Below are 21,785 nucleotides of genomic sequence, written 5' to 3'. Positions count from 1 at the left end.
ACTGGGCTCGCCGGCCGACCTGACGGTGTGTCATGAGTTGTGCCACCTGATCCGTGGTGTGTGCGGCAGGGATGGCACTATCGAATGTTGTGACTATCGGTAACGGCGACGTGGAGACCGATCCGCGGACGGATTCGGGTGCTCTGGCAACCGTCGATCTCGATGCCGTGGCCCACAATGTCCGGGTTCTGCAGGAATTCGCAGGCGACGCCGCCGTGATGGCCGTCCTGAAATCCGACGCCTACAACCACGGGGCAGGCCCCGTGGCACACGCTGCCGTCGCGGCCGGCGTGCATGAATTCGGGGTCACGACCATCGGCGAGGCCCTCGAATTGCGCGCAGCCGGAATCACCGTGCCGGTGCTGGCGTGGCTGCACCGGGCCGATTCGGACTTCGGTGCTGCGATCGCCGAGAACATCGGAGTCGGGGTCTCCACGGCCGGCCAGCTGAACTCGGTGATCGCCGCAGCCAGGCGGACCGGTCTCACCGCCGACCTCTCGCTCAAGATCGATACCGGCCTCAATCGCAACGGCGTTGCGCGGGCGGACCTCGACGTCGTCCTGGATGCCACCGCGTCCGCCGTCGCCGAGGGGTCCGTGCGATTGACGGGGATGTTCTCGCATCTCGCCTGTGCCGACGAACCGAATCACCCGGCCAACGACGCCCAGGCAGAGCGGCTCCGCGACGCGGTTGCCCGCGCCGGCCGGCGCGGTATCTCGCCGGCCGTCGTGCATCTGTCCAACTCGGCGGCAACGCTGACCAGGCCGGACCTCGGTTTCGACATGGTGCGTCCGGGTATTGCGCTGTACGGCCTGTCGCCGGTGCCCGATATGGGAGATTTCGGCTTGCGTCCAGTCATGACATTGTCCGCGCAGGTGGCCCACATCAAGAAGGTGAACCGAGGTGAATCGGTGTCGTACGGATACACCTGGACAGCTCCGACCGACACGGTGGTCGCACTGGTGGCGCTGGGTTACGCCGACGGGGTCGTGCGCCGACTCAGCGGTCGTTTCGAGGTGACCATCGACGGTCGTCGCTACCCGTCGGTGGGGCGCGTGTGCATGGACCAATTCGTCGTCGATCTCGGCGGCGACAGCTCGGGTGTCGCCATCGGCGACGAGGCGATACTGTTCGGGCCGGGGGACAGCGGAGAGCCGCACGCTCAGGATTGGGCGGATGCGCTCGACACCATCGGCTACGAGGTCGTCACCGGCGTTCGTGGACGTGTTCGACGTCGTTTCGTCGGCACGCGCTCAGGGGAGGCGACGAAGTAGGCCATGCTGGGATTGCTGGAGAGTCTTGCGATAGTGGTGCGGGAGACGGCGTTTCGATCCAACAAGGATCCGCTGGCGACCGAGAATCTCGACCTGATGGACGCCGATCGAGGCAGTATCGTCACGGCGGACGACGGTGTTCCGCTGGCGGTCCGCGAGGTGGGGCCGGCGGATGCACAACTGACCGTCGTGTTCGTGCATGGATACTGCCTGCGCATGTCGTCGTGGCATTTCCAACGACGTGCGCTCGAACAGCAGTGGGGTTCGAGCGTGCGCATGGTGTTCTACGACCAGCGCGGTCATGGCCGCTCCGGGGTGCCGAGTGCAAGCAGTTGCACCATCGGTCAGCTCGGCCTCGACCTCGACGCGGTCATCCGTTCGGTCGTGCCCAAGGGACGCATCGTCCTGGTCGGGCACTCGATGGGCGGCATGTCGATTCTTTCCATGGCGCGCCAGCGGTCGTCCGTCGTCCGGCAGCGAGTGATCGGTGCCGTGCTGATCTCCACTACGGCTGCCGGCCTCGCACAGACGGGAGTCGGCCGCAGCCTGCAGAATCCGGCGGTCGATGCTTTTCGACTGGCTGTACGCACGTCACCCGGCCTGGTGCAATTCGGGCGAGGAGCGGTGCGCGCCATCATTTCACCGGTGCTGCGCGCGGCCTCGTACGGAACGCGGGTGTCTCCTCGGCTGGTGGCATTCTCGCAGTCGATGATCGACGACACCTCCGTTGTCACCATCGTGAATTTTCTCGAGACCCTCGAACTGCACGACGAGTCGGCGGCTCTGGCGGAATTCGAGAACATTCCGGTGTCGGTGGTGTGCGGCGACGAGGATTGGATCATTCCCTTCGCGAGTTCGGAAGCACTCACCGACGCCCTGCCGAAATCGGAGATGGTGCGGGTGCGTCAAGGTGGGCACCTGGTGCAGTTGGAGTTCCCCGAACAGGTCAACGGTGCGATCCTTCGCCTGGTGGCGCGAGCATCGGAGCCCAAGAAGAAGCGGTGGGGCGTTGTCTGATTCCGAGAGTCCACCGAACTCGCGGCTCGACCTGCCCGTCGAGGCCGAACTGGCGACGGCGACGGACACTGCCGAGTTCGGTGCTCGGCTCGCGGACATTCTGGTCGCCGGCGATCTCGTCGTACTCGACGGTCCGCTCGGTGCGGGGAAGACCGCGATGACCAAGGGGATCGCGGCGGGTCTCGGAGTGCACGGTCGCGTCACCTCACCGACGTTCGTCATCGCCCGCGAGCATCGACCAGGCGTGCGCCCCAACGGTTTACCGCCTGTCGCCCTCGTGCACGTCGACGCCTACCGTCTGGGTATGACGGGACAGTCCGCGTTCGACGAGCTGGACGCGTTGGACCTCGATACCGATCTCGAGCACGCCGTCGTCGTCGTCGAGTGGGGCGAGGGCGTGGTGGAGACCCTGACGGATCAGCATGTCTCCGTGCGCTTGTCACGCGATCCGGAATCGGACGTCCGAAGGGTGAGTGCTCGACGGGTGAATGGCGATGCGCTCGGCCGCCCACCCGCGTGAGCACCGAAGCCCGGCGCGCCCGTAACGGCACTCGACGAAGCGTGCGATGCGGGTATCCCGGGTTCGTGGTGCCGCGGCTACGGGAGTGCTGGGTGCGGCCACCGGGCGGGTAGCCTTGATCCTCGTGCTCGTACTTGCCGTGGACACCTCTACCCCTGCCGTCACCGCAGGTGTGGTGCGGTTGTCCGACTCCGCTGCCGACGGAGCCGATGTCACCACCGTCGCCACCCGCATCAAGGTCGACGCGCGATCGCACGCCGATGTTCTGACTCCTCACATCCTCGAGTGCCTGGCCGAGGCCGGAATCGTGGCTGCCGATCTCGCGGCCGTCGTCGTGGGGGTGGGCCCCGGTCCGTACACCGGCCTGCGGGTGGGGATGGCGACCGCGGCTGCATTCGGTGATGCGCTCGGACTGCCGGTCCACGGTGTCTGCAGTCTCGACGCGATCGCGGCAGACGTCGACGAATCCGGATCGCTGTTGGTGGTCACGGACGCACGTCGTCGCGAAATCTATTGGGCACGTTACGAAGCCGGGGTTCGGGTAGCGGGCCCCCACGTGATCGCTCCGGCCGAACTGGAGCACGGAGGTGTCGACGCCGTTGCCGGTTCCGCGCCGCATGCCGCACTGTTCGGGTTGCCGGTGCGTGACGTGCAGGCCCCGTCCCCGGCAGGTCTGGTCCGGGTGGCTGCCACCGACATCGGCAGCGGGACTGTACCGGGACCGCTCGTTCCGCTCTATCTGCGGCGGCCGGACGCGAAGACACTCGCCGAACGGGCTGCGGAGAAGGCCGCTCGATGACGGTGACGATCGAACCGATGACGGTGCACGACTGCGCACGATGCGCGTATCTGGAGACGGTGCTCTTCGAGGGTGACGACCCGTGGTCGGCAGACGCATTCGTCGCGGAACTGGCTGCGCCGCACAATCATTACGTCACGGCGAAGGAGGCCGGCGAGATCGTCGGTTATGCGGGAATCTCTCTGCTGGGGCAACCGAGCCGCGGCGCATTCGTCGCCGGTGAGGCCGAGGTGCACACCATCGGAGTCGATCCCGCGCACCATCGCCGGGGGATCGGCGGACGACTGTTGAGCGAATTGTTGCGCGTCGCCGACGATCACGGTGGGCCGGTGTTTCTCGAGGTGCGCACCGACAACGACCCGGCCATCGAGTTGTACCGACGTGAGGGCTTCGAGATCGTGGGTACCAGGGCGAAGTACTACCAGCCCAGCGGAGCCGATGCGTTCACCATGCGTCGGCCGGAGAAGACGGAGGCTGCCCGATGATCGTCATGGGTATCGAAAGCTCCTGCGACGAAACAGGAGTCGGCATCGTTCGCTGGCGCGACTCGGGTGTGTGCGAGTTGCTGGCCGACGAGGTGGCATCCAGTGTCGACGAGCACGCCCGGTACGGCGGAGTGGTGCCCGAGGTGGCGTCGAGGGCCCACCTCGAGGCCATGGTTCCGACGATGCGCCGCGCTCTCGCCGCCGCCGACATCGATCGTCCCGACGCGGTCGCAGTGACCATCGGACCAGGACTGGCCGGCGCCTTGCTGGTCGGAGTTGCCGCTGCCAAGGCCTACGCAGCGGCGTGGGACGTCCCCTTCTACGCCGTCAATCATCTGGGCGGCCACGTCGCGGTCGACACCCTCGAGCACGGTCCGATGCCGTCGTGCGTGGCACTTCTGGTCTCCGGTGGCCACACTCATCTGTTGCACGTCGACGATCTGTCCAGGCCCATCGCGGAACTGGGTACCACTGTCGACGACGCGGCCGGTGAGGCGTTCGACAAGGTGGCCCGCCTGCTCGGTCTGGGCTACCCGGGCGGTCCGGCGCTCGACGATGCGGCGCGCGAAGGCGATCCGACTGCAATTGCTTTTCCGCGCGGAATGACCGGCCCACGGGACGCGCGCTACGACTTCTCGTTCTCGGGGGTCAAGACGGCCGTCGCCCGCTTCGTCGAGGCCCGTCAGCAGGCCGGAGATCCGATTCCGGTCGCCGACATCGCGGCGTCGTTCCAGGAGTCCGTTGCGGATGTGTTGACGATGAAGGCGGTACGCGCCGCGACCGACGTGAACGTCGACACCGTCGTTCTCGGTGGCGGTGCAACGGCCAACTCGCGGATCCGCTCGTTGATCGAATCACGGTGCGCCGAAAACGGTTTGACGCTGAGAATTCCGAAGCCGCGGCTGTGTACCGACAACGGTGTCATGATTGCCGCCCTCGGTGCTCACCTGGTTGCCGGGGGCGCGGCACCGTCGGCTCTGACAGCGGTGACGGACCCCGGCCTGTCGGTCGCGACCAGTCAGGTTCCCGGCTGAGCGTCCTGAGGGGGCTCGGAGGTTCGCGGCGCTGCCGTGTCCGGTGACGTCCGGGGTTCGACGCTCTGACCGGACACAGCAGGTGGTGGTGACCAGACCGTCGGCGGAGCGGTCAATTCCGGAGTGGAATCCGAGCCACGGACGACCGTCGTGGGGACGGTGATCGATCCGGTCGGGACTTCCGAGCTTTCCGGAACCGACCCTGCCGAGGGTCGAGGTGTCGGTCCTGGGCTGAGCTCGATCGGGCCGGACGGCGTGGTGGGTTCGGAAGTCTCACCCGGGGCCGGGGTCGGCTCGACGGGCGAGCTGGTGGTCGGCGCGGGCGTCGTCGTGGGCTCGGGCGAGACCGGCGTCGACGGCTTGACGGTGACGCTGGTGCCCGCGTCGGGGGACGACGACTCCGGTGCCGGATCCATGGGCCAGTCGATCCGCGGGAGGTCGGGAGCAGGTCGCAACGTCGGCGTGGTGGTCGGTGCGGAGGACGCGGGGAGTCGGGACGTCGGACGCGAGGAATTGGCTGTGGTCGCTGCGGGGCCGATCGGGTCAGCCGAGTAACGGGTCGAAGTCGGCGTATCGCTCGGCGAGTAGCCCTCGGCTGCGGGTCGTCCTGCGTCCCCGGCTGCGACGGGTTCGGTGGCGCTACCGGCAGGGGACACGCTGGGGTCGTCTGCCGGGGTCATCGTCTGCAGCCCGTAGGCGAGGACCAGCCCGCCTGCGACGACGGCCGCCGCGATCGCACCCGAGTAGCGACCCATCCGGCCCGCAGTCCGGCGTGCGGCCGAGACCAGGGGGTAATCGTTGTCGGTCACCGACGCGGCGACGACGGCCGCGCCCACGGCGAGCACGGCATCCGGCTCGGGGAGGCGAACGATGCGTGCATGGAACGTGTCGGTCAGAGACTTAGCCAGCAGCGGGATGTGGGCACCGCCGCCGATCAGCACGATGGCCTCGGGTTCGTGGGTGCTTTCGTCGAACACGCTGCGCACGAACTGCGCTGCCTCGTCGAAGAGGGGCGACGCAGCGGTCTCGAAAGCAGCGCGGCTCACGGTGAGCGGTACACCGCTGTATCGCTCGATGCGTGCTTCGTTCTCGTGTGAGAGCAGTTCTTTGATCGCCCGGTACCGCGCCGATCCGATTCCGCGGTCGTCGCGAATGTCGTCTCGCAGATTGTCGAGCGTCATGTTCTGAACAAGGTCCTTGACCAGTGCGTCGAGAACGACGCCGCCGATGGCCTCGGATCGGCCGTAGGACAGAACGACCCCGTCGGTACGGCGGGCCACGGTCACCGACAGTCCACTGGCTCCCAGGTCCACCAGGGCGATGGTGTCGTACCCGTCGACCAGACCGGTGGTGGCCAGATGTGCCGACGCGGCGGCGGCTTCCGGAACGAGCCGAACGTCTCGCGTGGTGTGTGCGAGTGCAGCGCGGATGCGCGCCGCATGTTCTTCGGTTCGGAAGGTGACTGCGATGGAATCGGGCTGCCGGTCGCCGGGAACGAGGGACGCCATCAGCTCGACCGCGGACGTCACGAGATCACCGACATCGATCTTCGCCTGGCGATCCGCCGAGACGGTGCGGTATTCGACCGCATGGCTGCCGTCGGATTCGACGGTGACCAGGGCTGCGCACACGCCCTCGGATCCGGTGGATACACCGACTCCTACCCGCATGGTGTACCTCCGCCCCGTTGTCCGTGTGTGGGAACCGTTCGGTTCCGCCGATGTCGTGCAGTGCCTCTCGTCTGTCGAGTCGTGGCACGGCTGTCGATCGTTATCGTTCGGACAGCTCCGTTATCGTAACGTTACCGATCCCGTTGCGCGACCGTAATAATCTGCTCGGTCGGTTACTTCGCAGGCTCGGGTGCGGCCTCACCTGCACCTTCGGCAGTGTCGCGGCGTCGAGAAAAAAGTGTGGGAATCCCCGTGTCGCGTGCCGAGGCGACCGGTGCGGGTCGGGTGGAAGTGCGATCCGGCCGAGTCGGTCTCCCGAACGCAAGCCTGGCGAACCCAGCCCTTGAGTGCTGGCACTCTCGTGTATAGAGTGCTAGTTGGCACCGAGCGAAGTCCCGGCACCCGCGACGACGGGACCGAGTTTCGTGCCGAGTTTGTCAGGACCGCACGAGAAGTACTTACACACAGCTGTCCGGGGATCCGACCCCGGACGCGTACCCCATAACTTTGGAGGGCTCAACGTGGCGAGCGTGAAAATCAAGCCGCTCGAGGACAAGATCCTCGTCCAGGCCAACGAGGCCGAGACGACGACCGCCTCCGGTCTGGTCATCCCCGACACAGCCAAGGAGAAGCCCCAGGAGGGCACCGTCGTCGCCGTTGGCGAAGGCCGTGTCACCGAGAAGGGCAACCGAATCCCGGTCGACGTCAAAGAAGGTGACACCGTCATCTACAGCAAGTACGGCGGCACCGAGATCAAGTACGCCGGCGAGGAGTACCTGATTCTGTCGGCACGCGACGTGCTGGCAGTCATCGCCAAGTAGGCCACAACGCATCCCGCCCCGGAATCCGATTTCAGTGTCGGTCCCGGGGCGGAGTGCGTTCGATCGAGTTTCTTTACTCGAAGGAGTAACACCGAAACATGGCAAAGCAAATCCAATTCAACGAGGAAGCGCGCCGCTCTCTCGAGCGCGGCGTCGACAAGCTCGCCGACGCAGTCAAGGTCACTCTCGGACCGCGTGGTCGCCACGTCGTCCTCTCCAAGGCCTTCGGTGGCCCCACGGTCACCAACGACGGTGTGTCGATCGCTCGTGAAATCGACCTGGAAGATCCGTTCGAGAACCTCGGCGCCCAGTTGGTCAAGAGCGTCGCCACCAAGACGAACGACGTCGCAGGCGACGGCACCACCACGGCGACCGTTCTCGCACAGGCTCTCGTCCGCGGCGGACTGAAGAACATCGCCGCCGGAGCCAACCCCATCGCGCTGGGCACCGGTATCTCCAAGGCAGCGGACAAGGTTGCCGAGGCACTGCTCGCCGCCGCCACCCCGGTCGAGGGCAAGCAGGCCATCGCTCAGGTTGCCACCGTGTCCTCGCGGGACCCCGAGATCGGCGAACTCGTCGGTGAGGCGCTCACTCGCGTCGGTGCAGACGGCGTAGTCACCGTCGAGGAGTCCTCGACTCTGCTCACCGAGCTGTCGGTCACCGAGGGCGTCCAGTTCGACAAGGGCTACCTCTCGCCGTACTTCGTCACCGACGTCGACACGCAGGAAGCTGTGCTCGAGGACGCCTACGTCCTGCTGTACCGCGAGAAGATCACCTCGCTTCCCGACTTCCTTCCGCTGTTGGAGAAGGTTGCCGAGAGCGGCAAGCCGTTGCTGATCATCGCCGAGGACACCGAGGGTGAGGTTCTGTCGACTCTGGTCGTGAACTCCATCCGCAAGACGATCAAGGCCGTTGCCGTCAAGGCTCCGTTCTTCGGCGACCGTCGCAAGGCGTTCCTCGACGACCTCGCAGTCGTCACCGCAGGCCAGGTCATCACTGCAGATGTCGGCCTGAGCCTGAAGGAAGCCGGCCTCGAGCTGCTCGGCCGGGCGCGTCGCGTCGTCGTCACCAAGGACGAGACGACCATCGTCGACGGTGCCGGCTCGCAGGACGACATCGATGCCCGCGTCGGCCAGCTTCGTCGCGAGATCGAGAACACCGACTCCGAGTGGGATCGTGAAAAGCTCGAAGAGCGGCTCGCGAAGCTCTCCGGCGGCATCGCCGTCATCAAGGTCGGTGCCGCAACCGAGACCGAGCTCAAGGAACGCAAGTTCCGCGTCGACGATGCAGTTGCAGCGGCCAAGGCTGCGGTGGAAGAAGGCATCGTTCCCGGCGGTGGCTCTGCTCTGACTCAGGCCGCGTTGTCGCTTGCCGACGATCTGGGCCTGACCGGTGACGAAGCCACCGGCGTCGCAGTGGTGCGCACTGCTCTGAACGCACCACTGTTCTGGATCGCTACCAACGCCGGCATCGACGGTTCCGTCGTCGTCAGCAAGGTGGCCGAGTTGCCGAAGGGCCACGGTTTCAACGCCGCGACCCTGACGTACGGCGACCTGCTGGCCGACGGTGTGGTGGATCCGGTGAAGGTGACCCGATCTGCCGTGGTCAACGCCGCATCCGTCGCGCGCATGATCCTGACGACGGAGAGCTCCATCGTCGAGAAGCCCGAAGAGGAGTCCGAGGCCGCAACCGGCCACGGACACGCTCACTGATTTTCGGGTAGTACGACGAAGCCCCCAACCCGAACGGGTTGGGGGCTTCGTCGTGTGTGCAGCTGTGAATGTCGTGTGCTCAGACCGCGATGCGACGGCGGTTGTGCCGGGCGTGCAATTCGCGCTCCGTCTCGGACATCCCTCCCCAGATGCCGTACGGCTCGCTGACGTTGAGTGCGTGGGTGCGGCACTGAGCGAGTACCGGACAGCTGCGGCACATCTCTTTGGCGCGCATCTCTCGCTGTGCTCGCGCCCGACCCCGCTCGCCGTCGGGGTGGAAGAACATGGACGAGTCGACGCCACGGCACAGGCCGTGCATCTGCCAATCCCAAATATCGGCGTTCGGCCCAGGGAGGTGATTCGGCTGCGGCATGGAAACTCCTAGGGTGGTGTGGCTTCGACGGATTCGTGATCCGAACAGCGACAACGTTATGTGGGTCGACGAAATCGAGTCAATAGAGCTCGATCGTGGGCAAATGCATAGCGGGAGGGCGAAGAATTAACACGCTCGATATTTACTTCGAACCGCTCGCATGTGTGCGCTTCCGGTTGAGAAATCGGCCGAGTCGGGAGACGATGCTCATGGCACGACGCGGCGCAGGATCGACGGTGACGTGTCGGCGCGAGCCGGTGTCGCTCCGAATTCCACCGCGCGTTTCTCGAAGACCTGCAGCTCGAAGGTGTTGTCGCAGAGCGTCGAGCAGTGGCGGGCCGGGTTCGGCCTCGACGCACGAGCGGCCGAGCGGATCGAGCGAGGAGTCGGTCGTTGTTGCCGAACGATTCCGATCGGCGGTGTCGAATGTGCCCGACGCATTCTTGTCCGGCTCCGATAAACGACCCGCCGTTTAACCCATTCGCCACACAGCGTTCAGATAACTGTTTCCGAAACAACACCTATTCACATTGTTAATTCTGTGAAAACTGCAGCGGCGTCCCGAAAGGTCGTCGTGAATGCGACAGCTATCCGGCGCGACATTCGCATTCGTGCGTTGCGGTGTCCGGCGTTCTCGGTCGGCCGACTCGCGTGCCTGCGGTCCGGCTGTGGCCATACCCTGACGTCGTGCACAGTGTTTCGAAGTCCTCGCCCGTCACCGGAGAGTCCGACTGCATCGGGCTCGAGCTGAAAAAGGCGGCGTTCGGAGCAGACCCCGGTCGAACCGACCTTCCGGCGGCCACCGATGCGCGGCAGAGTTGGTGCCGCGGCGTCGCACTGGCCGGCCAGGGTCGGTACAACGCTGCTCGGGTCGAGCTCCGGCGGTTCCGGCCGACGTCGCCGGCGCTCGAGTCCCTGTACGAGTCGACCAGGGCGTCATGGCTACGCCAGATCGGTCGGCACCGGCTCGCCCGCGGGTTCGACGGGAGGGCGGTGTTCCTGATCGGGCTCACCGGCGAGGCGAGAACGACGGACGCGGTGGAGGCGCGCAGTGATGCACTGGTCGGATTGGCGGCGGATGCACTGGGGACCGGCCGATTCGGGTTCGCGGACGCGTTTCTGGCGCGCAACGCAGAGCTGCTCTCGGCGCGTGGCGGCTCGGATCTGTGGCGTCCGGCACTCCGCGCGCAGTGGGTGGCAGCCGAGCTGGCGATGATGCGTGGAGACGGCACTGGAGCACTCCGACACGCCGAGTTCGCTCGTGCACTTGCCGCCGACACCGATTCGTTACGGCACCGCATCAAAACCGATCTGGTGATGGCGGCGGCCCTGAGCTGCGCCGGTGCGACCGAGCGTGCATGCGCAGGGGCCGTCGACGTGGCCTGTGCTGCGGCGATGCACGGCTTACTGCCCTTGCGTTGGGCCGCGACGATGCTGTGCGAAGGAACCGGGGGATCGGATTCGGACATGGTGTCGGCACGCGAGCTGGGAGCCGCACTCCAACGACTGGGCGGATCCGCGGTCGGTTGACCTGGACCGCAGCCGGGCACGGACCGAGCGGTTCGATTGCAGGCCGTCGGTGTCGCTATCCTTGGTTCGTTCCACCACCACGTGGAAGCGCTCCCAGGCGGGTGCGTACCTGTAACGCGGGGAAATTTGTCGACGATGAACAGTGCGGGTGAGGAGTTGGACTCTTTCGTCGTTGCCGCAGCGCAAGGCGATCGACTGGCTCTGTCCCGGGTCTTGGAATTCATCCGACCACTCGTCGTCCGGTATTGCCGGGCTCGAGTCGGTTCGGCTGAGCGTGGTCAGCTTTCGGCCGACGACGTGGCGCAGGAGGTCTGTTTGGCAGTCATGACCGCCTTGCCGCGTTACCAGGATCAAGGTCGTCCGTTCATGGCATTCGTGTACGGCATCGCGGCGCACAAGGTCGCAGATGCTCATCGCAGTGCCTCGCGTAACAAATCGGACCCGGCCGCCGAAGTACCAGATGTCGTGTCGACAGAACACGGTCCGGAGCAGCGAGCTCTGGAATCCGAGTCGAGTCGTCAGATGACTGCACTACTGGACACCTTGCCCGCCAAGCACCGAGAGATTCTGGTGCTCCGACTCATCGTCGGATTGTCGGCCGAGGAGACGGCAGCTGCGGTCGGCAGCACTGCAGGCGCTATCCGCGTGGCTCAGCACCGAGCTATCGCAAAACTGAAGAACGAAGTTGTGAGAGCAGGTGAAATGTATGGCTAGGGACAATGGTCACGGTGGCCCCGGTGAGACCCCGCGTCGCGGAATCTCGCGTATCGGAGAGCACGTGACACCCACTGGACCGAAGCAGAACGATCCCTATGCCGACATCGGCGCAGACGGTGGTCCCGTGGACCTCGTCGCCGTTCGTCGTGACGATGCCTTCATCGACGCGATCAGTGGTGACGGACCGATCGCAACCGATGATGCGGACGATTACCAACTCGCGCTCCTGCTCGCCAATTGGCGAGCGGACGTGATCACACCGTCCATGCCGGCCGGTCCTTCTCTCGACACCGTTGTGGCGGCCGTCGAGCGCGAGAAGATGGCAGCCGACATGGCGCGATCCAGCGCGGCGAACCGCGGGGGCCGGATGCGTCTGTTGCGTCCGCTCGCCGGTGCCGCCGCCGCGATCGCCGTCGTGTTGGGCGGTCTGGTGGTCATCTCGTACAACTCGACGCCCGAGGATCCGCTGTGGAGCGTCAAGTCGGTCGTGTTCTCCGAGCAGGCCGATTCGACTGTCGCGCAGATAGATACGACATCGAAGCTGCAGGAGGCGGAGAACCTTCTGTCGTCCGGCGATGCCGACGCTGCCCGCGCTCTTCTCGACGGCGCATCGAACCGCAGTTCCGCGGTCATCGACGATGCTCAGCGAGCCGAACTCGACCAGTGGCTGGCCCGTTTGCTGCAGGAGTTGCAGGCCATGACGGTGCCGCCCGTGGTACCTCCGATGGGTGCGGCCCCGGCAGCCCCGTTGTCGGTGCCCAGCCAAGCAACTCTGGTTCCGACGGCTCCGGTGGAGACGGTTGCACCGGAATCCACCGCGGTTCCGAGCACGCCGAATCCGGAAACGACGACACCGGTTAGCCCGCCCGTCACCACGAGTCCGAGTCCGACGACCACCGACGTCACACCGACGGTGCTCGACAACCCGAATCAGCCGACGGCCACTGCCAGTGGCAGTTCGTCCGAGAACGGCGACCGCATGTCGGTTCCGTCCGGCGGAAGCTGAGCGACAGGCACTGTTCGACGACGCAGACCGTAAACAACGAAGAAGCCCGACACGATGATCGTGTCGGGCTTCTTCGTTTGTCTGGGGTCTCAGCTCTCGAAACCGTCTCCGTGCAGAGCGTCGTTCATGGATGCATCGGCGAAACCACGGCAGTAATCCCACGTGACGTACGCGTCGGGCACCGGGTCGTAGGCCGGCTCGTGCGGACGCACGGTGCCGTCGACGAGCAGCTGCAGCAGATTCGCACGCAGCATGTCCCAGTCGTGGTAGTGGTCCTGCTGGCAGTCCTCGCAGCACACGACGAGTCCACGGATACCGCGGTGGCCGAGGAGTGCCTCGTAGACAGCGAGGTCCGCCAAGTCTTCTTCTACGGCCAGCCGTTCTTGGGGATCGAGAGGCTGGCCGGGCTCGATTGCATCGAGGGCGGCCGACGGGTCGGCGGGGTCTCCGGCGAACGGATCCGGGGGTAGACCGGGAGGCAGTTGATCGCGCACGCCTCCACGGTACGCAGAACTGGTGGGTCTGCGCCAGCCGTTCGAGCGCGACATGCCGGACGATCCGTACCGCCGGACCCCGTCGGGTCTTCGATTCGGTGCCTCCGAGCGTCCGCAGCGGGAGGCGTGCGCACTGATTGTGCCGCAGGCCGATACCATGGTTCCCGGCGCTGAACAGATGAGTGCAAGTGCCGAAACTCCATCCGTTCTCCAACACCGCACCGCGGTGCGCCTGCGAGCTCTCACCGGCCGCATGCCGCGCCCACGATGCAACCAGGCTCTAGGGAGGGCCAGATTCGTATGAGTAGTCCCGGAGCCCACGTCCGCACAGGCGGCGACGATCCCAACAAGGTCGCGATGCTCGGCCTCACGTTCGACGACGTCCTGCTGCTGCCGGCCGCTTCGGATCTGATCCCCAGCGCCGTGGACACGTCCAGTCAGATCACCCGCGAGATCAGGCTGCGAGTCCCGCTGGTCAGTTCTGCGATGGATACCGTCACCGAGGCGCGGATGGCCATTGCGATGGCACGTGCAGGCGGCATGGGTGTGCTGCACCGCAATCTCTCGCTGCACGATCAGGCGTCTCAGGTCGAGACCGTCAAGCGCTCGGAGGCCGGTATGGTCACCGACCCGGTCACCTGCAAGCCCACCGACTCGCTGGCCGAGGTCGACGCGATGTGTGCGCGCTTCCGTATCTCGGGGCTCCCGGTCACCGACGAGACCGGTGCGCTGGTCGGCATCATCACCAACCGCGACATGCGGTTCGAGGTGGATCAGAACCGTCGCGTCGCCGACGTCATGACGAAGGCACCGTTGATCACCGCGCAGGAGGGGGTCACCGCCGAAGCGGCCCTCGGCCTGCTGCGTCGCCACAAGATCGAGAAGCTACCGATCGTCGACGGCAAAGGCGCACTCACCGGCCTGATCACGGTGAAGGACTTCGTCAAGACCGAGCAGCACCCGGACGCCACCAAGGACCGTGACGGTCGTCTGCTGGTCGGAGCAGCAGTGGGCGTCGGGCAGGATGCCTGGGCCAGGTCGATGGCACTGACCGATGCCGGCGTCGACGTCATCATCGTCGACACCGCGCACGGCCACAATTCTCAGGTGCTCGAGATGGTCAGCAAGCTCAAAGCAGAGGTGGGCGAGCGCGTTCAGGTCGTCGGCGGAAACGTCGCCACCCGCGCGGGCGCACTCGCCCTCGTCGAGGCCGGTGCCGATGCGGTGAAGGTGGGCGTCGGACCCGGATCGATCTGCACCACCCGCGTGGTCGCCGGCGTCGGCGCTCCGCAGATCACCGCCATCCTCGAAGCCGTGGCCGCGTGCAAGCCGCACGGTGTGCCGGTCATCGCCGACGGCGGTATGCAGTTCTCCGGTGACATCGCCAAGGCACTCGCTGCAGGCGCGTCGACCGCGATGCTCGGATCGTTGCTGGCCGGCACCGCCGAGTCTCCGGGGGAGCTGATCCTGGTCGGTGGCAAGCAGTTCAAGAGCTACCGTGGCATGGGCTCACTCGGTGCGATGCAGGGACGCGGGGGAGCGAAGTCGTTCTCGAAGGACCGCTACTTCCAGGACGACGTGCTGGCCGAGGACAAGCTGGTTCCCGAGGGGATCGAGGGACGCGTCCCGTACCGGGGTCCGTTGAACCAGGTCATCCACCAGCTCACCGGTGGGTTGCGCGCTGCCATGGGGTACACCGGGTCGACGTCCATCGAGCACCTGCAGCAGGCTCAGTTCGTGCAGATCACCGCGGCCGGTCTCAAGGAGAGCCACCCGCACGACATCACGATGACCGCTGAGGCTCCGAACTACACCACCCGATAGTCGCGTCGGCCCCTGGTGGCCGAACGATTCGCTCTCGAAGTAGAAAGGTGCGCGCGTGCGCGACCTCGTTGAAATCGGCATGGGCAGAGAAGCCCGCCGCACCTACCAGCTGGACGACGTCGATATCGTGCCGTCTCGGCGCACCCGGTCGTCCAAGGAGGTGTCGACTGCCTGGCAGCTCGATGCCTACCGGTTCGACATCCCGGTGCTCGCCCATCCGACCGATGCGTTGGTCTCGCCTGCGTTCGCCATCGAGCTCGGTAAGCAAGGCGGGCTCGGGGTGATCAACGGCGAAGGGCTGTGGGCGCGGCACGCCGACGTGCAGGCCAAGCTCGACCAGTTGATCCACATCGCCGAGACCGATCTCGATCCCGACGCGCCGATCGCATTCCTGCAGGAACTGCACGCTGCGCCGTTGCAGCCCGATCTGTTGGCCGCCGCAGTGGGCCAGGTGCGTGATGCAGGCGTCACTGTCGCTGTACGAGTGAGCCCGCAGAACGCCCGTGCTCTGACGCCTGCGCTGATCGCATCGGGTCTGGATCTGCTGGTCATCCAGGGCACGATCATCTCCGCCGAGCACGTTGCGCACGGCGACGACGAGCCGCTCAACCTCAAGACGTTCATCGCAGAGCTCGACGTCCCCGTCATCGCCGGCGGCGTCAGCGATCACCGGACCGCGTTGCACCTGATGCGCACGGGTGCGGCCGGCGTCATCGTGGGCTACGGCTCGGTCGAAGGCGGCACCACCACCGGTGAGGTGCTCGGCATCGGTGTTCCGATGGCCACTGCGATCGCCGACGCGGCGGCCGCACGTCGGGACTACCTGGACGAGACCGGTGGACGCTACGTGCACGTCATCGCCGACGGTGACATCACCACGTCCGGCGCACTGGCGAAAGCCATCGCCTGCGGCGCGGATGCTGCGGTGCTCGGTGCGCCGTTGGCCGTGGCCGCCGAGGCTCCCGGTGGCGGCTGGTACTGGCCGTCCGCCGCGGCGCATCCGTCGATGCCGCGTGGCGCGTTGCTGCCGATGTCCGCGGGGGAGCGTCCGAGCCTCGATCAGGTGCTGCACGGACCGTCGCGTGAGTCGTACGGCTCGATCAACCTCGTCGGCGGATTGCGTCGCTCGATGGCGAAGTCGGGCTACTCCGATCTGAAGGAATTTCAGAAGGTCGGCCTGAACGTTCGGGCCTGACAGAACCCCCATACGACAGGGCGCGCACTCGATCTTCGGGTGCGCGCCCTGTGTCGTTCGTCGGGCAGGCACCGGTAAGCCGACCCTCGGTTGGTGATACCTTCCGTAACAGCTAGAATCGCTTGTGGCGGTAGTCACACAGCGATGTGCATACTGTTCGACAGGTAACGGACGTAGCGGAGGTCACCATGGGTTCAGCTGGACGCGCAACGGATTACGACGTTCTCATCGTCGGTTCGGGCTTCGGTGGAAGCGTCACCGCGCTTCGGCTGGTGGAGAAGGGATACCGCGTCGGAATCCTGGAAGCCGGGCAGCGATTCGAGGACAAGGACTTCGCCAAGAACAGCTGGGATCTCAAGCGCTTCCTGTGGGCACCCAAGCTGGGTCTCTACGGCATCCAGCGGGTGCATCTGCTGCGCGACTGCCTGATCCTCGCCGGTGCAGGGGTCGGCGGCGGATCGCTGAACTACGCGAACACGCTGTACAAGCCGCAGGCACCGTTCTTCGAGGACAAGCAGTGGGCGCACATCACCGACTGGAGCAGTGAGCTCTCCCCGTTCTACGACCAGGCCACCCGCATGTTGGGTGTCGTGCGCAACCCGCACATGACCCCCGCCGACGAGGTGATGAAGTCGGTGGCCGAGGACATGGGCGTCGCCGACACGTTCATTCAGACACCGGTGGGCGTGTTCTTCGGTGACGAACCAGGTAAGACCGTCCCGGACCCGTACTTCGGTGGTGCCGGCCCCGAGCGCACCGGATGCATCGAATGCGGCGAGTGCATGACCGGGTGCCGCCACGGTGCCAAGAACACCCTGCTGAAGAACTACCTCGGGCTGGCCGAACGTGCCGGAGCCGAGATCGTGCCGATGACCACGGTCACCGGCCTGAATCCTCGGTCCGACGGAACCTGGGACGTCGACACCGAGCGCACCGGAGCGCGTCTGCGCAAGGGTCGCAAGACGTACAGCGCTGCCAATGTCGTGCTGGCAGCCGGTACGTGGGGCACGCAGAACCTCCTGCACAAGATGAAGGACACGGGCACGTTGCCGCGGTTGTCGGACACTCTCGGTGAGCTGACCCGCACCAACTCGGAGTCGATCGTCGGAGCCGCGAAGTTGGCGGTCGATCCGAACATGGATCTCACGCGCGGCGTCGCCATCACGTCCTCGTTCCACCCCAGCCCCAACACCCACATCGAACCGTGCCGCTACGGCAAGGGCTCCAACGCGATGGGCATGCTGCAGACCTTGATGACCGACGGCGGAGGGAAGATTCCGCGTTGGCTCAAGTTCGTCTTCGCGCTCATCGCCCATCCGATCCAGTTCGTCCGCGTCGTCAACGTCCGGCACTGGAGCGAGCGGACCATCATCGCGCTGGTGATGCAGAACCTCGACAACTCGATCACCACGTTCACCAAGCGGGGCCCCTTCGGCCGCAAGATCTCGAGCCGCCAGGGACACGGACAGCCCAACCCGACATGGATTCCCGAGGGCAACGACGCCACCAGGCGAATTGCCAAGAAGATCGGCGGCGTCGCGGGCGGGACGTGGGGCGAGCTGTTCAACATCCCGCTCACCGCACACTTCCTCGGCGGGTGCGCTATCGGAGAGGACGCCCAGCACGGCGTCATCGACCCGTACCACCGCGTCCACGGCTACCCGACCCTCAGCGTGGTCGACGGTGCGGCAGTCTCGGCCAACCTCGGAGTCAACCCGTCGCTGACCATCAGCGCGCAGGCCGAGCGGTCCGCTGCACTGTGGCCGAACAAGGGCGAGTCGGACCTGCGTCCGGCGCAGGGCCAGCCCTACCAGCGACTCGATCCGATCGCTCCGAACTCGCCCGTCGTGCCCGTCGACGCACCCGGCGGCCTGCGGCTGCCGATCGTGCAGATCAGGTCCGGTTCGGCGGCCATGCCCGTCGAACATTCGGGTGTCGCGTGAGCGATTCGGGTGCTGCGAGCACACCGAATCCGTCCCACTAGACTGACCAGGTGACCGACTCCTCTGCACACGATCCCGCACACGCACGGCCGGTTCTGGTCGTCGATTTCGGAGCCCAGTACGCACAGCTGATCGCCCGCCGGGTGCGCGAGGCCAGCGTGTACTCCGAGGTCATCTCGCACACCGCGACCGCCGAGGAGATCGCCGCCAAAGACCCCGTTGCTCTCGTGCTGTCCGGTGGGCCGTCCAGCGTCTACGCCGAGGGTGCACCCGAACTCGACTCCGCCCTACTCGAACTGGGCGTCCCGGTGTTCGGTATCTGCTACGGGTTCCAGGCCATGGCGCAGGCGCTCGGCGGAACCGTCGAGCACACCGGAACACGTGAGTACGGGCGTACTCAGCTCAGCGTCGACGGCGGCCGCCTGCACGACGGTCTGCCTTCCACCCAGCCGGTCTGGATGAGTCACGGTGACGCTGTCACCGCTGCTCCCGACGGCTTCACTGTCACCGCGACCAGTGCCGGGGCTCCGGTTGCTGCCTTCGAGAACGAAGAGAAGCGGATGGCGGGTGTGCAGTACCACCCCGAGGTACTTCACTCACCACACGGACAGCAGGTCCTGAGCCGATTCCTGCACGAGACCGCCGGAATCAAGCCGGACTGGACCGCCGCCAACATTGCCGACGCGCTGGTCGACGCCGTCCAGGAGCAGGTCGGTCCGACGGGCAAGGCGATCTGCGGCCTGTCCGGTGGTGTCGATTCCGCGGTGGCCGCGGCTCTGGTGCAGCGTGCGATCGGTGATCGGCTCACCTGTGTCTTCGTCGACCACGGCTTGCTGCGCGCAGGCGAGCGCGAGCAGGTGCAGCAGGACTTCGTAGCCGCGACCGGCGCCAAGCTCGTCACCGTCGACGCGGTGGACACCTTCCTCGGCGCGCTCGAAGGGGTGTCGGACCCGGAGGAGAAGCGCAAGATCATCGGCCGCGAGTTCATTCGCAGTTTCGAGGGTGCCGTTGCCGAGGTGCTGGGCGAGAACGCCGAGCACGGTGATTCCGTCGAGTTCCTGGTGCAGGGCACCCTGTACCCGGACGTCGTGGAGTCCGGTGGCGGTTCGGGTACCGCGAACATCAAGAGCCATCACAACGTCGGCGGACTGCCCGACGATCTGCAGTTCGCGTTGGTCGAGCCGTTGCGTGCGCTGTTCAAGGACGAGGTGCGCGCCGTCGGACGCGAGCTGGGCCTGCCCGAGGACATCGTCGGCAGACAGCCGTTCCCGGGACCGGGACTGGCCATTCGCATCGTCGGAGAGATCACCGCGGACCGACTGGCCACGTTGCGTCATGCGGATTCGATTGTCCGAGAAGAGCTTACGGTCGCGGGCCTGGATCAGCAGATCTGGCAGTGCCCGGTGGTGCTGTTGGCCGACGTGCGCAGCGTCGGCGTGCAGGGAGACGGTCGGACCTACGGTCACCCCATCGTGTTGCGTCCGGTGTCGAGCGAGGATGCGATGACCGCGGACTGGACCCGGTTGCCGTACGACGTGCTGGAAACGATTTCGACTCGGGTGACCAACGAGGTTCCGGAGGTCAACCGAGTCGTACTCGACGTCACGAGCAAGCCGCCGGGCACCATCGAGTGGGAGTAGCGGGTTCAGTGCTTTCTGCTGGGACCCAGCAGTAAGGCCGCACCCACCACGACCGCAGCGATGACGAACACCCAGCGGAACTGAACCTCGGCCAGGGCGGTGACGGCGTCCTGGCCGATCAGCGCGGCGATCGCCACGATCAGCGCGGCGAGTCCGGCGAGGAACAACGGAGCCGATGGGCCCTGCCTGCTCGAACTCTGTGCCGCGGTGTCCGAAGAACTGTCTCCGTGGCCGTATTCGGTGTGAATCCCGTTGTCGCTCATTGCTGCACCACTTTCAGTTCTCCGAATGTCGCATCGCCTTCGATCGTCAAGACCGGCGCGTCGGGTCGTGCGTCCTTTCCGGCGCGGACGCCGGGATCACCGCACTCGGCCGAACCGAATTCGGCGTTGCATTTCGTCTCGATGCTCATCGTGCTCGGTACGGTCACCACGGCACTGCCGAACGTCACATCGATCGCCACAGTCTTGTTCTCGGTGAGCGTCAGGCCGGTGAGGTCGAGGTCCAGTTCACCGAAGCCGACGTCGTAGGCGGGGGCAAGTGCGGCGGCGGTGAGCGGGGCAACCCGTTGCGCGCCCGACACACTGTCGTCCAGATTCACCGGCCCGACAACCGATGCGAGAACGACGAACCCGGCCAGCGGCGCGCCGACGACCAACAGGCCGTAGCCCTTTCGGAGAAATGCACCCAGGATCAGACCCACTGCGATGATCGACAACGCGACGGCACCGACGCGGCCCGGAGTGATCCAGTCGGAACCTGTCAGCGCTCCGAGTCCGGTGGTGACGGCAGCGCCGAGCAATGCTAGGCCGAGAAAGCTTGCCGTCCAACGCGATCGACGCTTACGTTCGATCGCTGCCGGTGGGAAGGTGCCGGCCGGTTCGGGGAGGTCCCACGCAAACGGTGCCACTCCCAATGGGTCCCACGACGGAGGTGTCACGGCCTGGGGTGTGGTCGGAACGGCAGTGGCAGAAATACTTTCGGCACGTGTGCTCTTGGTGAGGTCGACGGTCGGTGCAGTACCGGATTCCGATACCGGCTGTGTTGTCTGCGGTGTCGGCTCGTAGCTCTTGGGCAGCGTCGTGTACGGGGTGTACTGCTCGTACTGGAACTGCGGCGGCCGGTATTGCGCGGCGGACCACTGCTCCGCGGAGGTGGTGGACGAGCCGAAGGGCGTCGGTGCGTACTGCTGCCGGGTGAATTCCGCTGTTCGCAGGTAGGGCGGCGGCTCGGGGCAGCGCTGGTGAAGCAACCACAGTCCGCCGAGCATCGCCGCGAGAGAGATCACGCCGGATCCGCCGAGTCCCACACCGGCCGGACCGAGCGTGGACAGTGCGATCACCAACGCGACCGCCACGACGACGGTCTTCGTCGTCGAATCGGAGCTGTGCCCGCGGCCCACCATGGATTCGACCCCCGAGGCGGAGTCGCCGGCGCGGCTGAGGACCAGCCACGCCGCCAGGTACAGCACGATTCCGGTGCCGCCGAAGAGGGTGGACACGACGAATGCGACCCGGATCAGTACGGGGTCGACGTCGTATCGGTAGCCGATACCGGCTGCTACACCCGCCACGTGTCCGCGTTGCGGCAAGCGGTGCGGACGGGTGCGCCACATCTGCTGTAGCTGATCCGAGACGGTCACGTTGTTCATGATGACCATCGTGTCGGCTCGAACCTCGGAACACATCAGGGATTCCCCTGATCTCGTACCCCGGACTTGCACCCGGGTCT

The 21,785-nt window shown here is 66.0% G+C and carries 20 protein-coding genes; 15 read left to right on the top strand and 5 right to left on the bottom strand.

Annotated features, from left to right (window positions below):
* Positions 1 to 71: 71 nt before the first annotated feature.
* From alr to tsaD, 6 genes are all read left to right on the top strand, one after another.
* A complete protein-coding gene (gene alr, locus CH281_RS10950; RefSeq protein WP_080731003.1) occupies positions 72 to 1,274 on the top strand; it encodes an alanine racemase in 1,203 nt (400 codons plus the stop codon).
* Positions 1,275 to 1,277: 3 nt separating this feature from the next.
* The gene (locus CH281_RS10945) at positions 1,278 to 2,291 is read left to right on the top strand and encodes an alpha/beta fold hydrolase (RefSeq protein WP_027496355.1); all 1,014 of its coding nucleotides are present in this window, start codon (positions 1,278 to 1,280) and stop codon (positions 2,289 to 2,291) included.
* The gene (gene tsaE / locus CH281_RS10940; RefSeq protein WP_032374670.1) at positions 2,284 to 2,811 is read left to right on the top strand and encodes a tRNA (adenosine(37)-N6)-threonylcarbamoyltransferase complex ATPase subunit type 1 TsaE; all 528 of its coding nucleotides are present in this window, start codon (positions 2,284 to 2,286) and stop codon (positions 2,809 to 2,811) included. The genes CH281_RS10945 and tsaE overlap by 8 nt, the downstream gene beginning before the upstream one ends.
* A gap of 124 nt (positions 2,812 to 2,935) precedes the next feature.
* Positions 2,936 to 3,610, top strand: coding sequence for a tRNA (adenosine(37)-N6)-threonylcarbamoyltransferase complex dimerization subunit type 1 TsaB (gene tsaB, locus CH281_RS10935; RefSeq protein ID WP_032374695.1), 675 nt, complete (start codon positions 2,936 to 2,938; stop codon positions 3,608 to 3,610).
* Positions 3,607 to 4,095, top strand: a complete 489-nt coding sequence (gene rimI, locus CH281_RS10930) for a ribosomal protein S18-alanine N-acetyltransferase (protein ID WP_027496358.1) — start codon at positions 3,607 to 3,609, stop codon at positions 4,093 to 4,095. Before tsaB ends, rimI begins: the two co-directional genes overlap by 4 nt.
* Positions 4,092 to 5,129: a tRNA (adenosine(37)-N6)-threonylcarbamoyltransferase complex transferase subunit TsaD gene (gene tsaD, locus CH281_RS10925; RefSeq protein WP_032374669.1), complete on the top strand. Its 1,038-nt coding sequence runs from the start codon at positions 4,092 to 4,094 to the stop codon at positions 5,127 to 5,129. Before rimI ends, tsaD begins: the two co-directional genes overlap by 4 nt.
* Here tsaD and CH281_RS10920 read toward each other — a convergent pair.
* Entirely contained in the window at positions 5,114 to 6,799 is a 1,686-nt protein-coding gene (locus CH281_RS10920) for an Hsp70 family protein (RefSeq protein ID WP_052718698.1), read from the bottom strand. The two genes, tsaD and CH281_RS10920, sit on opposite strands and share 16 nt — an antisense overlap.
* 521 nt (positions 6,800 to 7,320) lie before the next feature.
* Between CH281_RS10920 and groES the strand changes: the two genes are divergently transcribed.
* Positions 7,321 to 7,620: a co-chaperone GroES gene (gene groES, locus CH281_RS10915; RefSeq protein ID WP_008718149.1), complete on the top strand. Its 300-nt coding sequence runs from the start codon at positions 7,321 to 7,323 to the stop codon at positions 7,618 to 7,620.
* Positions 7,621 to 7,718: 98 nt separating this feature from the next.
* Positions 7,719 to 9,332, top strand: a complete 1,614-nt coding sequence (groL, locus tag CH281_RS10910) for a chaperonin GroEL (protein WP_027496360.1) — start codon at positions 7,719 to 7,721, stop codon at positions 9,330 to 9,332.
* A 79-nt stretch (positions 9,333 to 9,411) separates the two neighbouring features.
* Here the strand turns inward: groL and CH281_RS10905 are convergent, their stop codons facing one another.
* Positions 9,412 to 9,705 carry a WhiB family transcriptional regulator gene (locus CH281_RS10905; RefSeq protein WP_027496361.1) on the bottom strand — a complete coding sequence of 98 codons (294 nt, stop codon included), beginning with the start codon at positions 9,703 to 9,705 and terminating at the stop codon, positions 9,412 to 9,414.
* A 687-nt stretch (positions 9,706 to 10,392) separates the two neighbouring features.
* Here CH281_RS10905 and CH281_RS10895 point away from each other — a divergent pair.
* The 3 genes from CH281_RS10895 (at position 10,393) to CH281_RS10885 (ending at position 12,958) form a co-directional block, all read left to right on the top strand.
* Entirely contained in the window at positions 10,393 to 11,235 is an 843-nt protein-coding gene (locus CH281_RS10895; protein ID WP_032365681.1) for a hypothetical protein, read from the top strand.
* A gap of 135 nt (positions 11,236 to 11,370) precedes the next feature.
* Positions 11,371 to 11,949: a sigma-70 family RNA polymerase sigma factor gene (locus tag CH281_RS10890; RefSeq protein ID WP_027496363.1), complete on the top strand. Its 579-nt coding sequence runs from the start codon at positions 11,371 to 11,373 to the stop codon at positions 11,947 to 11,949.
* Positions 11,942 to 12,958 carry an anti-sigma-D factor RsdA gene (locus CH281_RS10885; protein ID WP_052073694.1) on the top strand — a complete coding sequence of 339 codons (1,017 nt, stop codon included), beginning with the start codon at positions 11,942 to 11,944 and terminating at the stop codon, positions 12,956 to 12,958. The genes CH281_RS10890 and CH281_RS10885 overlap by 8 nt, the downstream gene beginning before the upstream one ends.
* An 89-nt stretch (positions 12,959 to 13,047) precedes the next feature.
* Here CH281_RS10885 and CH281_RS10880 read toward each other — a convergent pair whose 3' ends face one another.
* Complete coding sequence (locus tag CH281_RS10880; protein WP_027496364.1) at positions 13,048 to 13,452, bottom strand: DUF5319 domain-containing protein; 405 nt, start codon at positions 13,450 to 13,452, stop codon at positions 13,048 to 13,050.
* A 300-nt stretch (positions 13,453 to 13,752) separates the two neighbouring features.
* On the opposite strand from CH281_RS10880, the gene guaB reads away from it, so the two are divergent.
* The 4 genes from guaB (at position 13,753) to guaA (ending at position 20,054) form a co-directional block, all read left to right on the top strand.
* Complete coding sequence (gene guaB, locus CH281_RS10870; RefSeq protein ID WP_032365609.1) at positions 13,753 to 15,276, top strand: IMP dehydrogenase; 1,524 nt, start codon at positions 13,753 to 13,755, stop codon at positions 15,274 to 15,276.
* Between the two features lie 55 nt (positions 15,277 to 15,331).
* On the top strand, positions 15,332 to 16,471 hold the full coding sequence (locus tag CH281_RS10865; protein WP_027496367.1) for a GuaB3 family IMP dehydrogenase-related protein: 1,140 nt from the start codon (positions 15,332 to 15,334) through the stop codon (positions 16,469 to 16,471).
* A gap of 188 nt (positions 16,472 to 16,659) precedes the next feature.
* A complete protein-coding gene (locus tag CH281_RS10860) occupies positions 16,660 to 18,414 on the top strand; it encodes an FAD-dependent oxidoreductase (RefSeq protein ID WP_027496368.1) in 1,755 nt (584 codons plus the stop codon).
* A 50-nt stretch (positions 18,415 to 18,464) separates the two neighbouring features.
* Entirely contained in the window at positions 18,465 to 20,054 is a 1,590-nt protein-coding gene (gene guaA, locus CH281_RS10855; protein ID WP_032365606.1) for a glutamine-hydrolyzing GMP synthase, read from the top strand.
* Between the two features lie 5 nt (positions 20,055 to 20,059).
* On the opposite strand, the gene CH281_RS10850 is transcribed toward guaA, so the two are convergent.
* A complete protein-coding gene (locus CH281_RS10850; RefSeq protein ID WP_027496370.1) occupies positions 20,060 to 20,317 on the bottom strand; it encodes a hypothetical protein in 258 nt (85 codons plus the stop codon).
* Positions 20,314 to 21,705 (bottom strand): PspC domain-containing protein, encoded by a 1,392-nt coding sequence (locus CH281_RS10845; RefSeq protein WP_032393424.1) that lies wholly within the window; start codon positions 21,703 to 21,705, stop codon positions 20,314 to 20,316. Before CH281_RS10845 ends, CH281_RS10850 begins: the two co-directional genes overlap by 4 nt.
* Between the last annotated feature and the right edge of the window lie 80 nt (positions 21,706 to 21,785).

The organism is Rhodococcus sp. 06-221-2, assembly GCF_002258365.1.
Taxonomy (GTDB): domain Bacteria; phylum Actinomycetota; class Actinomycetes; order Mycobacteriales; family Mycobacteriaceae; genus Rhodococcoides; species Rhodococcoides fascians.
This window is presented reverse-complemented; position numbering and strand designations above follow the sequence as displayed.